11 protein-coding genes are annotated in these 13,216 nt (G+C 66.1%); 5 read left to right on the plus strand and 6 right to left on the minus strand.

Features of this window, described 5'->3' with window-relative positions:
* Window positions 1-66: 66 nt before the first annotated feature.
* A complete protein-coding gene (locus N551_RS0134240) occupies window positions 67-2,652 on the plus strand; it encodes an EAL domain-containing protein (RefSeq protein WP_027570764.1) in 2,586 nt (861 codons plus the stop codon).
* Between the two features lie 29 nt (window positions 2,653-2,681).
* Here the strand turns inward: N551_RS0134240 and N551_RS0134245 are convergent, their stop codons facing one another.
* Together N551_RS0134245 and N551_RS0134250 are read right to left on the minus strand one after the other, a co-directional pair.
* The gene (locus N551_RS0134245) at window positions 2,682-3,485 is read right to left on the minus strand and encodes an isocitrate lyase/phosphoenolpyruvate mutase family protein (RefSeq protein ID WP_027570765.1); all 804 of its coding nucleotides are present in this window, start codon (window positions 3,483-3,485) and stop codon (window positions 2,682-2,684) included.
* A gap of 57 nt (window positions 3,486-3,542) precedes the next feature.
* On the minus strand, window positions 3,543-4,376 hold the full coding sequence (locus tag N551_RS0134250; protein ID WP_245287902.1) for an alpha/beta fold hydrolase: 834 nt from the start codon (window positions 4,374-4,376) through the stop codon (window positions 3,543-3,545).
* A gap of 113 nt (window positions 4,377-4,489) precedes the next feature.
* Between N551_RS0134250 and N551_RS0134255 the strand changes: the two genes are divergently transcribed.
* The gene (locus N551_RS0134255; protein WP_245287889.1) at window positions 4,490-5,062 is read left to right on the plus strand and encodes a MarR family winged helix-turn-helix transcriptional regulator; all 573 of its coding nucleotides are present in this window, start codon (window positions 4,490-4,492) and stop codon (window positions 5,060-5,062) included.
* 114 nt (window positions 5,063-5,176) lie between these two features.
* The gene (locus N551_RS0134260; protein WP_027570768.1) at window positions 5,177-5,632 is read left to right on the plus strand and encodes a hypothetical protein; all 456 of its coding nucleotides are present in this window, start codon (window positions 5,177-5,179) and stop codon (window positions 5,630-5,632) included.
* Window positions 5,633-5,709: 77 nt separating this feature from the next.
* Here N551_RS0134260 and N551_RS0134265 read toward each other — a convergent pair whose 3' ends face one another.
* The 4 genes from N551_RS0134265 to N551_RS0134275 form a co-directional block, all read right to left on the minus strand.
* Window positions 5,710-6,132 (minus strand): hypothetical protein, encoded by a 423-nt coding sequence (locus N551_RS0134265; protein ID WP_245287903.1) that lies wholly within the window; start codon window positions 6,130-6,132, stop codon window positions 5,710-5,712.
* Between the two features lie 22 nt (window positions 6,133-6,154).
* Entirely contained in the window at window positions 6,155-6,442 is a 288-nt protein-coding gene (locus tag N551_RS37615) for a hypothetical protein (RefSeq protein WP_245287890.1), read from the minus strand.
* 126 nt (window positions 6,443-6,568) lie between these two features.
* Window positions 6,569-7,105, minus strand: coding sequence for a hypothetical protein (locus N551_RS37620; protein ID WP_081747983.1), 537 nt, complete (start codon window positions 7,103-7,105; stop codon window positions 6,569-6,571).
* 194 nt (window positions 7,106-7,299) lie between these two features.
* Window positions 7,300-7,911, minus strand: a complete 612-nt coding sequence (locus tag N551_RS0134275) for a TetR/AcrR family transcriptional regulator (protein ID WP_027570770.1) — start codon at window positions 7,909-7,911, stop codon at window positions 7,300-7,302.
* A gap of 129 nt (window positions 7,912-8,040) precedes the next feature.
* On the opposite strand from N551_RS0134275, the gene N551_RS0134280 reads away from it, so the two are divergent.
* Window positions 8,041-9,270, plus strand: a complete 1,230-nt coding sequence (locus tag N551_RS0134280; RefSeq protein ID WP_027570771.1) for a cytochrome P450 — start codon at window positions 8,041-8,043, stop codon at window positions 9,268-9,270.
* Between the two features lie 139 nt (window positions 9,271-9,409).
* A complete protein-coding gene (locus tag N551_RS0134285; RefSeq protein ID WP_027570772.1) occupies window positions 9,410-13,069 on the plus strand; it encodes an AsmA-like C-terminal region-containing protein in 3,660 nt (1,219 codons plus the stop codon).
* Window positions 13,070-13,216: the final 147 nt, after the last annotated feature.

Here is a 13,216-nt window from a genome sequence, read left to right on the forward strand (position 1 = left end):
CGTCTTGGACACCATCGCGGCACTAGCCTCGGTTGCTGTATCTTCCCGATGCCTCCGGGTCTAGCGATGTCCGCCTCCGATTGTGCCATGACAGAAACTCCGGAAGTGCTGTTGGCCGCGCTCGAACGCGCCGACGAGGGCATCGTCGTCGTCGACAGCGCGCGTCGCATCACGCATTTCAATGCCGGTGCAGAGCGGATCTGGAATCTCGCACGCGCTGATGTGCTCGGCCGCGACGCCGAAATTCTCACCCTCAAATGCCTTCAGGCCGAACCGTTTGCGGAGTTCCGGGACGAGATCAGCCTGGTGCGCCGTGACGGCAGCCGGATCCGCGCGGCCATCTCGCTTTCATCCATTGCAAGTGGCGGCATTGCCTATCGCATCGTGTTCGCGCGCGACGTCACAGCGGACGCCGAGCGCCGCATCAGGATCGGGCTTCTCCACGCCGTCTCCGACCAGACCAACCGTGCGGTGCTCATCACCGATACCGACCAGAACATTGTCTACGTCAATGCCGCCTTCACGACGCTGTTCGGCTACACCAGCGAGGAAGCCGAGGGCCGCCGCGCCAGGGGCCTGCTCGCGGGCCGCCACACCGATCGCAAGGCCGTTGCGAAGCTCGTCAAGCGCCTGATGGATGGCGGCCACCGCGGCGAGGTCGAGATGCTCGCCTATGACAAGGACGGCGAGGAGATCTGGGTCTGCGCCCGCATCGATGCCTTCCGCGACAAGAAGGGCCAGGTCAAGCACTTCTTCGCGCTGCTCGAGGACATCACCGAGACCAAGCAGCTGCGCTCGCTGCAGCAGCTCATCATGGGCGCGCTCGCCGACGAGGTTCCGATCGCCGAGATCGCCGACCGGCTGTGCCGCCGTGTCGAGCAGATGGCGCCCGACGTCGTCTGTTCGCTGCTGCACATCGATGCCGCGGGCCTGATCCATCCGCTCGGCGGCCCAAGCCTGCCCGAGGACTATTCCCGCGCTCTGGACGGCGTGGCCATCGGCCCCAATGTCGGCTCGTGTGGAACCGCGGCCTTCTACGGCGAGCCGGTGCTGGCGACCGATCTGGAGACCGACCCGCGCTGGCAGCCCTACAAGGCGATGCCGCTCGCGATTGGCCTGCGCGCATGCTGGTCGACGCCAGTCAAGGCCAAGGACGGACGGGTCATCGCCACCTTCGCCTTCTACTACCGGGAGCCGCGCGCGCCGAGCAATTGGCATCGGCGCATCGTCGAGGCCTGCGTCAATCTCGGCGCCTTCGCGATCGAGCGCAAGGAGGCGCGCGCCGAGATCGCACGGCTCGCCTATCACGATATCCTCACCGGCCTGCCGAACCGCGCGCAATTGCGGCGCCTGATCACCACCGCCATCGATGCCTGCCCGACCGGCAGCCACGTCGCGCTGGCCTTCCTCGACGTCGATCATTTCAAGGACGTCAACGACACGCTCGGTCATGCCGCCGGCGATGAGCTCCTGATCCAGCTGGCGCAGCGCCTGCGCGAGCAGATCGGACCCGAGGACATGCTGGGGCGACTCGGCGGCGACGAGTTCGTGATCCTGCTGCCGCGTCGCAACGCCGAGGGTGCCGAGCGCGTCGCGGCCGGAATCACCGAAGCGCTGGCGGCGCCGCTGCGGCTCGGCTCCAGGCAGCTGCAGATGTCGGCGAGCATCGGCGTCAGCCTCTATCCCGATCATGCGACCGACATCGACACCTTGATGCAGCAGGCGGACGCGGCCATGTACATGGCCAAGCAGGCGGGACGTTCGACCCATCGCCTGTTCAGCGCCGAGATGAACGGGCTCACCGAGCAGCGGCTGGCCTTGATTGCGGCGCTGCGCCGCGCCATCGCCGAGGGCGAGCTGACCCTCAGCTATCAGCCGCAGATTCGCAGCTGCGACGGCGCGATCCATGGCGTCGAGGCGCTGGCGCGCTGGCATGATGCCGAGCTCGGCGACGTCTCGCCGGCAAAATTCATCCCGCTCGCCGAAGAGTGCGGCCTGATCGAGCAGATCGGCCTGTGGTCGGTGCGCGAGGCCTGCCGGCAGATGGCGAGCTGGCGCCGCGCCGGGCTCGAGATTCCATCCGTGTCCGTGAACCTGTCGCCGATCAATTTTCGCAACGTCACGCTGGCCGCGCGGCTCAAGGACATCCTCGCCGAATACGATCTGCCGGCGGATGCGCTGATGCTCGAAATCACCGAGGGCGCGTTTATGCAGGACAGCGTCGCCGCGCTCGAGACGATGAACGCGATCCGTGAGCTCGGCGTCGGGCTTTCCGTGGACGATTTCGGCACCGGCTATTCCAGCCTGAGCCGGCTCGCCCATCTGCCGATCCGCGAGCTGAAGATCGACCGCAGCTTCATGCGCGACATCGAGCGTGACGCTGGCGCGCTCGCGATCGCCACCGCCGTGGTGCGCGTCGGCCAGGGCCTCGGCATGACCGTCGTCGGCGAAGGGGTCGAGACTGAGGCGCAGCGCAAGGTGCTGGCCGAACTCGGCTGCGACGTCGTGCAAGGCTTCCTCTACGCACCCGCACTCGCGCCTGTTGCCTTCGAGCGCTGGTTGATCGAGCACTGCGCCGAGCAGGCGCAGGCGATGCTGGCTCGTCTCGACATTGCACCGGCCGGCGCGACCGCAGTGAAGCGGTCGGCGTAGAAGCGACTTTCGGCGGCTGATGTCCGGGCTCAGGCATCCGGTTGCAGGAACGTGCCGTATTGCTTGGTTGCGACGACCGCGGCTGCGGCCTGTCCGATCATCCGCATTGCTGCCATCATAGGCCACGGTCCAAGACTCACCCGCCGAACGCCGACGCGAGCCAGATCCGGAAGTGCGGGAACGCCTTGTGTCACCATGATGTTGACCGGCAGAGGCGTGAGCTGAACGAACTTTTCAATGAGCGCGAGGTCGGTGAGGCCGGGCACGAAAATTCCGTCGGCGCCGGCCTCGGCATAGACCTTCGCCCGCTTTGCCGCTTCGTTCATGCACTCGTCCGGCGATCCGAATTTCAGCAAGAACGGATCCGTTCTCGCATTGATGAACAGCTGAACTCCCAGATCTTTTGCAGCGTGCCGCACGGCCTTGATCTTGGCGGCATGGAGCTCGGGATTGACGAGTTGCCGCTTTCCCCCTGATAGCCCGTCCTCGATATTGATGCCGACGGCGCCGGCTTTCAAAATCTCGGTCGCCGATCTGGCGGCAGCCTCCGGGGTGTCGCCATATCCGGCCTCCAGATCGATTGAGACTGGAACAGACACGGCCGCGCTCATCCGCGACACCAGGCCGGTCACCATGTCGAGCGGGACATTTTCTCCGTCGGCGTATCCAAGTGCGGAGGCGACCGCCCCGCTGCTGGTCGCGATGGCCGGAGAGGTCTTCGCGATGGCTTTGGCGGTGGCGGCGTCCCAGGCGTTGAACAGGATGAGCGGATCGCCCTTCCTGTGAAGGGCATGAAAAGTCTCGGCATATTGCTGTTGTGTCTTGGCGTCCATTGCGCGTACTCCGGATTAGAGAACTCAAAGGATGTTGTGGGCGACCGCCCTCTGCGTTCAGTCAGGCGCGTGCGTCTTGAACCAGTCCATGATCAGGCCGGTGACTTCTTCCTCACGTTCGAGGTGCGGGAAGTGCCCGACATCGGGCAGGACAATCCGCTTGTGCGGCCCCTTGAACAGCGGCTCCTCCTTGACCGAGTACCTCGCTGTCGGATCGTTGCTGCCATAGATCGTCAGCGTCGGCGTGTGCATGTCATTGATCGGCAGCCGGCGCGCGAGCCCCGCATCGGTCAGGCCTCCGTAATATTTAAGCGCTGCGGCCATCGTGCCGGGCGAGCTGAGCGTCTCCTTGATTGAACGGATGTGCTCGGCATTGTTGAATGTCGGCGACCACAGCTTCCAGAGATAGTCGACGAAGGGAAGTCCCTCGGTACTGACCGCGGATTCGGCGCCGGGAAGCTGGAAGAAATAGACATGGAAGACGGCTCGAACGAGCTCCGGATCCCGTCTGATGCTCGAAATTGTAATTGGATGTGCGGTGTTCATGACCACGGCGGCCTTGATTGCCGATGGCGCCGTTGCCAGCGCCTGAAAGGTCGAGGTGCCGCCCCAATCCATGCCGACGACGCGTGCCTGTCCGTCGTCGCTCAGCGCCGCGATGAGGGCTTGAAGATCCTTGCCCAGTGCGATCGGATCGAAAACTCCGTCCGCCGGAATCTCGGTCGGTGCATAGCCGCGCAGGAACGGCGCGACCGCACGATACCCTGCATCCGCGAAGACCTGCAGCTGCTTTCGATACGACCATGCATTATCGGGAAAGCCGTGCAGGAACATGACAAGGGGGCCGTCGCCCTGCTCGAGATAGGCGAAGCGCACGCCGTTGGCCTGCACGTATTTCAAGGCGGGTTCAATGCCTCTGGTATTCGCTTGGGCATTCGCTTGTCGTGCCGCGCTCCCAGTATTCATCGTCATTCTCCATGTCATCGTGCCCCGCGACCGAAAACATGTGCGTAGCGCACATATCTGTCAAGTTGTTTTTTGTGCGCTCCGCACATATTGTCCGGCTCATGGAAAACGGAATCGCAAATTTGCTGGGGGCGCTTTCGCTCGCCGTCATGGATCGGATCGAGCAGGGCGCGCGCGAGGTCATCGGCCGCGGAGGCGAGACGCCTGCGGCACTGGTCGTCATCGGCTATGGCCAGGGCATGACCAACGACAAGCTGCGGCGGATTCTTGGCCTGTCGCATTCGGGAACGGTCCGGCTGGTGGACCGTCTGGTCTCGGATCGGCTGGTCGAACGTCGGCCCGGACAGGACGGCCGCGAGGTTGCTCTGCACCTGACCGCGAAGGGCGCCGCAACCCGCAACGACTTGATGACCTCGCGAATATCGGCGGTCGCGTCGCTTCTGGATGTGCTGTCGCCGGCTGAAACGAAACGACTCGAAACGCTGCTCCATGAGTTGTTGGCACGGCAGGATACGTCCGAGATGGATCGCTTCACGATCTGCCGCATGTGCGACGACAGCGTTTGCACGAATTGCCCCTTGCCCACGGACAAGGGCAAACGCGCTCGCTAGCGGGCGCGCTCGACACAATCATCCGGCTTGGGCCCAACGCGCGTTCACGTCGCGGAAAGGAACGTCCGGCGCTTCTCCACGTTATCGGCCGTCGATCGCAAACCGGGCCACACGATGAAGAAGATCGCCACCATGCTTGTCATGCTCTGTAGCTTGCCGGTTGCCGCCGGTGCGGAGAGCTGGAGTGGCTATCGCATTCCCGAGACCGGGACCAACGTCGACATCCCTTCGTCGATCTTCACCGAGCAAGCCGGTCGACCCGACGGGTATGGCATGCAGTACCGGACCAGCGACGGCCGCGCGGATTTGACGGTGCAGGCCGTTCCGAACGACGGCAGCTCACCGGCCGCTTTCCTGGCGCGAAAGAATCCGCCGCCCGGCATCACCTACAAGCGCATCACGCCGCGCTTCTTCGTGGTGTCCAGCACCCGGGGCGGCAAGATCTGGTACGACCGCTGCAACTTTGGCCGTCGCTACGTGCATTGCGTGTTGATCAACTACCCCGCTTCCGAGAAGCGGCAGTGGGATGCGCTCGTGACCCGCGTTAGCCGTACGCTGAGCGGCGGTTGATCCGCTCACAAAGAAAAAACCTGCTCACAAAGAAAAAACTGCCCGCAAGTCGCGGGCAGCAGTCTCGTGAGGATGGTTCAGCGCACGTTCGTCGATGTTGTCGACATGGTCGGCTTGGAGCCTGGCACGTGCGACATGGTCTTGGTGGTGGACCCGACCTCCTCGCCCGCTTTCACTTTGGTGCGGGTATGGGAGCGGCTGAACGTGCCACCCTCATGCGCCTGCGCGCGCGCATTGGAATTGAGCACCGGACCGTTGCCCTTGTTCATGCTGGTGCCGGACTGCGCCTTGCCGTTGGCAGACGCGGCGCTGCCGCCCGCTGCAATCGACGAGCCGGTCTGTCCGGAGCCCAAGGTCGACGTGCCGCCGGTGCCGAGCGTGCTGGCCGAGGTGCCGCCGGCGGCAGCCGAACCGCCGGTGCCACCGGTCATGCTGGTTTGTGCCGACAACGGCGCGGCGGCGGCGAGCAGGAGTGCGACCGACGAGGTCGCGATCAACATTCTCATCTGTCAAATCCTTTTGCTATGGCGACGATGTCGAGATGGTGCAGCCGTTGACTGTGACGGTGCTCGCGCTGGTCGAACCGGGGCCGCCGGCCGTCGAGGACGAACTCGACACGTTGCCGCCACCGGCCTGGACGTGCACCGACGATCCGCCGGCCGAGCTCGAGCTCGAGAGCGAGCCGCTCGATGAGGTCGAGCCGGTTGTGCCCGAACCCGATGACCCCAGCGCGGTGATGCTGCCGTCGGGATGTTTTTCCACCGTGACCCGGCAGGTCTCGCCGGATGCGGTCTTGCCGGTTTTCTGCATGGTTTCCCCCACAGCGGCGCTGCTTATCAAAGTCAAAACTGCGATCGCAACGATTGGTCTGTTCATGCCAGTCCTCCTCAGGAAGGACGAAGGAGCGGCATTGCTGCCGCTCCGCCGGCCGGGATGTCAGTCCTTGTCCTTCTTCATCTCGTCCTTGTGGTGGCCTTTGCCCTTTTCCATGCCCATGTCGCTGGAATGTCCCGAGGAGGAGCCGGCCGCTCCCACGGTCGAGCCGCTCTTGCCGCCGCCGGCCGAGGAGCCGCCGGTGCCGACTGTCGATGCCGAGTTGGAGCCGGAGCCTGCCGCAGAGCCGCCGGTGCCGACGCTGGACGAGCTCTTGCCGCCGCCGGCCGACGAACCGCCGGTGCCGAGCGTCGAGGCCGAGCCTGAGCCGCTGCCGGAGCCCGCGGCGGAGCCGCCGGTGCCGATCGACGAACTGCTGGTGCCGCCGCCGGCCGACGAGCCGCCGGTGCCAAGCGTCGAAGCCGAACCCGAGCCGCTGCCCGAACCCGCCGATGAACCGCCGGTGCCGACGGTCGAGTTGCTGGTGCCGCCGCCGGCTGACGAGCCACCCGTGCCGACCGTCGAGCTGGACTGCGCCATCGCGAGCGCCGTACCGGCCAGCAGCGCGGCTGCGGCCACAGACAATTTCAGAATCCTCATCGCTGTCTCCTCCAATGATCAAATTGCCAAAACAGGCTCGGGATAAAGTGGCAAGGTGAGGAAACGTTCCTTGGATGGGGTACGGTGATGTGGAAAATGCGCGCGTATAATCGCTTCCAGGTTCCAGCGGCGCAGCGCGGCGCGCCGATGTCGAGCGGGAACAGCGAAGCTCGACGATCTGAAGACAACAAACGCTAGTCCGACGACAATCCCGTCCTGCGCCGCAGGTCCGTGATCGCGCGCAGAAAGCTGTCGGCCGGCGTCGTCTCCGGATCGATCAGGCGGTGCAGGCGAAAGCCGTCTTCCAGCGCCAGCACGACGGAGGCCATCCATGGCGGATTGAGCGTGTCGCCCTTCGCGTTGCTCTTCAGCGTGGCCTCGACGATGTCGGCGACCAGCTTGCGCCGCGCGCGCAGGCGCTTTGCAAGCTCCGGTCGGCGCTTCTCCGCGCGCGCGACAAACAGGATCATCTCCATGTGGAGCAGCGGCGAGCGGCCGAGCGGGTCCTGCCTTGTGCGGTCCATCGCCTTCAGCGCCGCGATGAAGTCGTCGAGATTGTCGTGCTGCGCGAGGATGTCCATGTTGCGCCGGATCGACTGCGCGACGTGGTCCTCGAGCATGGCGATGATCAGCTCGTCCTTGCTCTTGAAGTTGGAATAGAACGCTCCCCGGCTGAATCCGGCCGCCGCCGCGATCGCCTCGATGCTGGCGCCGCCGATGCCGTCCTCCTCGAACACGCGCGCGGCCGCCTCGAACAGCCTGTCGCGCGTGTCGTCCCTGGTCGGCCTGGTTCTCACCCTTGACATCGGAGCAGGTTAGGGCAGAATGCAACTCGATACAACAATGTATCGAGTTGATAATTCAGGGATGGTTACTCTGCGCAAGAGGGGCTGCCCGGCGTATGCGATTCATGCGGCAACCGACATGAGGTCACCATGAACGAGCACGTGCAGGGCGCCGGCGGTCCGCTGTTCAATCCGCTGTCGCCGGACTTCATCCGCGATCCCTATCCGCATTATGACCGGCTCCGCGCGATCTATCCGATTCACGTGACGCCGTTCGGCCAGTTCGTCACCAGCCGCCATGCCGATGTCAGCCTCGTGATGCGCGACAAGCGTTTCGGCAAGGATTTCGTCGAGCGCTCCAAGCGTCGCTATAGCGAGAAGATCATGGAGGAGCCGGTCTTCCGCAGCATGAGTCATTGGATGCTGCAGGCCGATCCGCCCGACCACAGCCGCCTGCGCGGCCTCGTCGTGAAGGCCTTCACCGCCCGCCGCGTCGAGGACATGCGGCCGCGGATCCAGGAGATCGTCGACCAGACCATCGATGCCGTGATCGACCGCGGCCATATGGACCTGATCGAGGATTTCGCCTTCCGCCTGCCTGTGACCATCATCTGCGACATGCTCGGCATCCCCGAGGACCATCGCGAGACTTTCTATAACAGCTCGCGCGACGGCGGACGGCTGCTCGACCCCGTGCCGCTTTCACCGGAGGAGATCGCCAAGGGCAACGCCGGCAACATGATGGCGCAGATGTATTTCCAGCAGCTGTTCGAGCTGCGTCGCAAAAATCCCGGCGACGATCTCATCACTCAGCTGGTGCAGGCCGAGGAAGACGGCAACAAGCTCACCAACGAGGAGCTGACCGCCAACATCATCCTGTTGTTCGGCGCCGGCCACGAGACCACGGTCAATCTGATCGGCAATGGCCTGCTGGCGCTGCATCGCAATCCGGACCAGCTCGCGCTGTTGAAGGCGCGGCCGGAGCTGATGGTGGGCGCGATCGAGGAATTCTTGCGCTACGATTCCTCGGTGCAGATGACCGGGCGGGTCGCGCTGGAGGATATCGACGATCTCGGCGGCGCGAAGATACCCAAGGGCGAGACCGTGCTCTGCCTGCTGGGCTCGGCCAACCGCGACCCGGCGGTCTATCCTGACCGCCCCGACCGGCTCGACGTCACCCGCCAGAATGTGAGGCCGCTGTCGTTCGGCGGCGGCATCCATTTCTGCCTGGGGGCCCAATTGGCGCGCCTCGAGGCCGAGATCGCCATCGCCACGCTGTTGCGGCGGCTGCCCGATTTGCGCATCGACGACGTCGAAAACCCGGAATGGCGGCCGACCTTCGTGCTGCGCGGCCTGAAGCGGCTGCCCGCGAGCTGGTGATAGCCGCCCGCGTTAACCTCCGCGCGCAACAGTCGCTGTGACTTCGCCACACTTCCCCCTATATAAGGGGCTGTTCCGGTACGTCTGAGGCCCTGCGGCTCAGGCAAGGCCCGCATCCGGTTTGGCCGAGGGGAGACCCGTGCAGACGACGCTGCTCGGATTGGCGATTGCCTTTATCTTAGCGCTGCTGGCCGCTCTGATCGGGCCTTACTTCGTCGACTGGAACCAGTTCAGGCCCCAGTTCGAAGCGGAGGCCGGCAGGATCATCGGCGTGCCGGTGCGGGTGGCGGGCGAGCTCGACGCGCGGCTGTTGCCGGCGCCGACGCTGCGGCTGCGCGGGGTCACCTTCGGCGGGAACAACGATCTCGGCCGCCTGCGCGCCGACAAGCTCGACGTCGAGTTCAGCCTGAGCTCGCTGATGCGCGGCGAATGGCGTGCCACCGAGCTCTCGGTCAACGGCATGGCGGTCGATCTCGGCCTCGACGCGCGCGGGCGGGTCGATTTGCCGTCCACCGCGAGCGGCAGCTTCAATCTGGCGTCGCTGGCGATCGAGCGGCTGAACCTCACCGGCCGCATCGCCCTGCATGATGCCGCCAGCCGTTCGACACTGGAGCTCAACGACATCGCCTTCTCCGGCGACGTGCGGTCGCTGGCCGGCTCGGTCCGGGGCGACGGCAGTTTCACGGCCAGCGGCGTCCGCTATCCGTTCCGCGTCTCCTCCGGCCCGAGCGCCGACGGCAACGCCACCCGCCTCCACCTCAACATCGATCCCGGCGAGCGCGCCATCCTGGCCGATCTCGAAGGTGTGCTTGCCTTCGACAACCGCCTGCCGAAATTCGACGGCGCGCTGACGCTCGCCGTGCCGGCGCCGAAGAAGCCGGCCGAAGCGGGGCCGATGCCCTGGAAGCTCACCACGAAACTCAAGGCCGATCCGGCCGGCGCCAAGTTCGAGCAGGTCGATGCCAGCTTCGGGGCCGAAGACTCCGCGCTGAAGCTCGGCGGCGTCGGCGATATCAGGTTCGGAGCGTCGCCGCTGCTGCGCGCGGTGCTGTCGGCGCGCCAGGTTGATGCCGACAAGCTGACGGTCAAGAACGATGCCGAGCCGCAGCGCATCCTGCCGGCGCTCCGTGCTGGCCTCGCCGCAATCCCGCAGGCGCCGATCCCGGCACAGATCGAGTTCAACTCCGACCAGATCATGCTCGGCGGCCGTCCGCTCCAGAACATCACGGCCGAGCTTGCGACCGACGGACGATCTTGGACCTTCCAGCGGCTGGATCTGCGCGCGCCGGGCCAGACGCAGCTCTCGCTCAACGGCGCGACGCCCGGCGCCGACAGTTTCAGCGGCCGTCTCAGCGTCGATTCCTCCGATCCCGATACGCTGGTGGCCTGGCTCCAGGGCCGCAGCGAGGTCAACCGCCGCAGCACGCGGCCGCTGCGCCTTGCCGGCGACGTGACCATCGCGGCCAACCATTTCGCCATCGACAGGCTGAAGGCCGAGATCGAGGGCGGCGCGGTCGAAGGCCGCATCGCTTTCGTCCAGACCGGCGCGAGCAAGGGCTCGCGGATCGACGCGGAGCTCAAGGCCGACCGCCTCGACCTCGATGCCGCCGCAGGTTTTGTGCGGGCGCTTTCGGGGCCGCAGGGCGAATGGCCGGAGGAAGCGAAGCTGTCGCTCGATATCGGCCGCGCGATATCGGCGGGCCAAGAGCTGCGGCCGTTCACCGCGAAACTCGGCTACGGCCCGGCATCGCTCTCGCTGGAGCAGTTGCGGTTCGGCCAGGCCAGCGGCGTGACCACGGAAGCGAGCGGCAGCTTCGACCGCGCCAAGGCAACGGGCAAGCTCGCGCTGAAATCCTCCGCCAATTCGCTGCGCGATCTCACCGCGCTGCTCGAGCCGTTTGCGCCGTCGGTGCGCGCGCGCTTCGACGCCATCCCGTCGCTGCCAGGTGCGACCCGCCTCAAGCTCGACCTCAGCCTCGACAAGAACACCGAGCACGCCGATCGCAATGACGCGCGCGCGGTAATCGAGCTCGACTCGCCGCAGCTCAAGGCCAGCGCGACGCTGGCCGCGCAGACGCCGGTAGCCGCCGTCAACGGCATCGACATCGAGCGCTTGCGCGACAGCGACTTCACGCTGGATTCGAAAGTCTCGACACCACAGGGAAGTGCGCTGCTGGCGTTGCTCGGGCTCGATCGCGTGGTCGCCGCAGGCGAGGGCGCTTCGCAGTTCGAAGGCCGCTTGAGCGGCGCGTGGCGTCATCAGCTGCAATTGAATGCAAAGCTCAGCGGCGGCGGGCTGGACGCGGACGCACAAGGCACCGTCGAATTGTCGGAGCCGAAAGGCAGCGTGAATTTACGCGTGCGCAACGCCAATCTGGCCCCGCTGTTCGGGACCAGCCCGGCCGATAAATCCGTGCAGAGCGTCAATCTGTCCTCGCGCGTCAGCCTTTCCGGCAACCGCCTGACCTTCAACGATCTCGACAGCACCTTGGCGGGCTCGCATCTACGCGGTCATCTGGCAGTGACGCTCGATCAGGAGAAGACCGTCGAGGGCGAAGTCGGTCTCGATTCGCTCGACCTCGTGCCGGCGCTTGCGATGGCCATCGGCGCGGCCGGACACGATGCCAATGCGCCGTTGAGTGCCGGGCTTCTCGGCGGCTGGCGCGGCCGCGTCGCCTTCCAGGCCTTGCACGGCACGTTGCCCGGCGGCATCGAGCTGCGCCCCTTCGGCGGTACGGTCCGGAGCGACGGTCAGTCGCTCGCGCTCGACGCAATGAAGGGCGGCGTCGGCGGCGGCGAGCTGTCGGTAAGCCTCGATGCGCGCAATGGCGCCAATGGTCTGACGCTCAACGCGCGCATCGAGCTCGGCAATGTCGACGCGGCGGCGCTGCGCTATCGCGACCTCGCGCTGCCGAAGGGACGTGCCTCGGCGCAGATGGCGCTGACCAGCCAGGGCCGCAGCGTCGCGGCCCTCACCGGCGCGCTCGCCGGCAACGGCACGGTGACGCTTGATTCCGCGGAAATCTCCGGCCTCAATCCGCGCGCCTTCGAGATCGCCATCCGCGCCAGCGACGGCGGCCAGGTCGCCGACGACAATCGGCTGCGCCAGCTGGTCGAGCCCGCGCTGTCGGCGGGGCCGATTGCAGTGGCCTCGGCGCAGATCCCGTTCACGATCCGCGACGGGCGGCTGCGCGTCGGCGCAACGTCGTTGGAGGCGAAGAACGCGCGCGCCATCGTCTCCGGCGGCTACGACATTCCCGCCGACCAGGCCGACATCCGCGCCAGCCTGACGCCGATCATGACCGGGCTCTCCGGCGCGCCGCCGGAGATCCAGCTGTTCGCGGCCGGTCCCCCCGACAGGCTCAATCGCACCGTCGATCTCGGGCCGCTGTCGTCCTGGCTTGCGGTGCGCACGATCGATCGCGAGACGCGCCGGCTGGACGCCATCGAGCGCGGCGAGCCGCCGCCGGCGACCGCCGCGCTGCCGACCCTGGTGTCGCCCGAACCGACGCCGGAGCCGTCGCTGCTGGATGTGCCGATGCCCGGCCGCGATCCGCGCCGTGCGGCGCCGCCGAAGCCCAAGGCCGATATCAGGGTTGCGCCGACCCCGAAGGCGCCGCAGGCCGCTCCCGCAGCGCCAAGCCCTCCACTTACAAGCCCTCAACTCACAAGCCCGCCGCTTGCGAGCCACCAGATCGCGCCGTTGCCCCCGCCGATCGACGTGAGGCCGGCTCCCGGCCCGCCGCCCGCAAAGCCCAAGCCAAAGCCGCCGCTGGTGCTGACGCCACAGAATCCGTAGGCGACAGTCCGTCATGCCCGGGGCTTGTCCCGGCCATGACGCCGCAGAGGCATCAGTGCCCCAAGCCTTTTCAGCTAGCGGGAGAGGGGGGCGCAGCTTCCTCGCGACGCACCGGTAAACCCATTCCCTCGCTTTTTAGCGAATTTT

Source organism: Bradyrhizobium sp. URHA0013 (assembly GCF_000518345.1).
In the GTDB taxonomy this organism is placed as follows: Bacteria; Pseudomonadota; Alphaproteobacteria; order Rhizobiales; family Xanthobacteraceae; genus Bradyrhizobium.

What these genes read in the sequence shown, in the direction of transcription:
- N551_RS0134245 (WP_027570765.1), bottom strand. Translation starts at nt 3,485, where the DNA reads ATGGACGCCAAGACACAACAGCAATATGCCGAGACTTTTCATGCCCTT.
- N551_RS0134260 (WP_027570768.1), top strand. Translation starts at nt 5,177, where the DNA reads ATGAAGAAGATCGCCACCATGCTTGTCATGCTCTGTAGCTTGCCGGTT.
- N551_RS0134240 (WP_027570764.1), top strand. Translation starts at nt 67, where the DNA reads ATGTCCGCCTCCGATTGTGCCATGACAGAAACTCCGGAAGTGCTGTTG.
- N551_RS0134280 (WP_027570771.1), top strand. Translation starts at nt 8,041, where the DNA reads ATGAACGAGCACGTGCAGGGCGCCGGCGGTCCGCTGTTCAATCCGCTG.
- N551_RS37620 (WP_081747983.1), bottom strand. Translation starts at nt 7,105, where the DNA reads ATGAGGATTCTGAAATTGTCTGTGGCCGCAGCCGCGCTGCTGGCCGGT.
- N551_RS0134265 (WP_245287903.1), bottom strand. Translation starts at nt 6,132, where the DNA reads ATGTTGATCGCGACCTCGTCGGTCGCACTCCTGCTCGCCGCCGCCGCG.
- N551_RS0134255 (WP_245287889.1), top strand. Translation starts at nt 4,490, where the DNA reads ATGTGCGTAGCGCACATATCTGTCAAGTTGTTTTTTGTGCGCTCCGCA.
- N551_RS37615 (WP_245287890.1), bottom strand. Translation starts at nt 6,442, where the DNA reads ATGCAGAAAACCGGCAAGACCGCATCCGGCGAGACCTGCCGGGTCACG.
- N551_RS0134275 (WP_027570770.1), bottom strand. Translation starts at nt 7,911, where the DNA reads ATGTCAAGGGTGAGAACCAGGCCGACCAGGGACGACACGCGCGACAGG.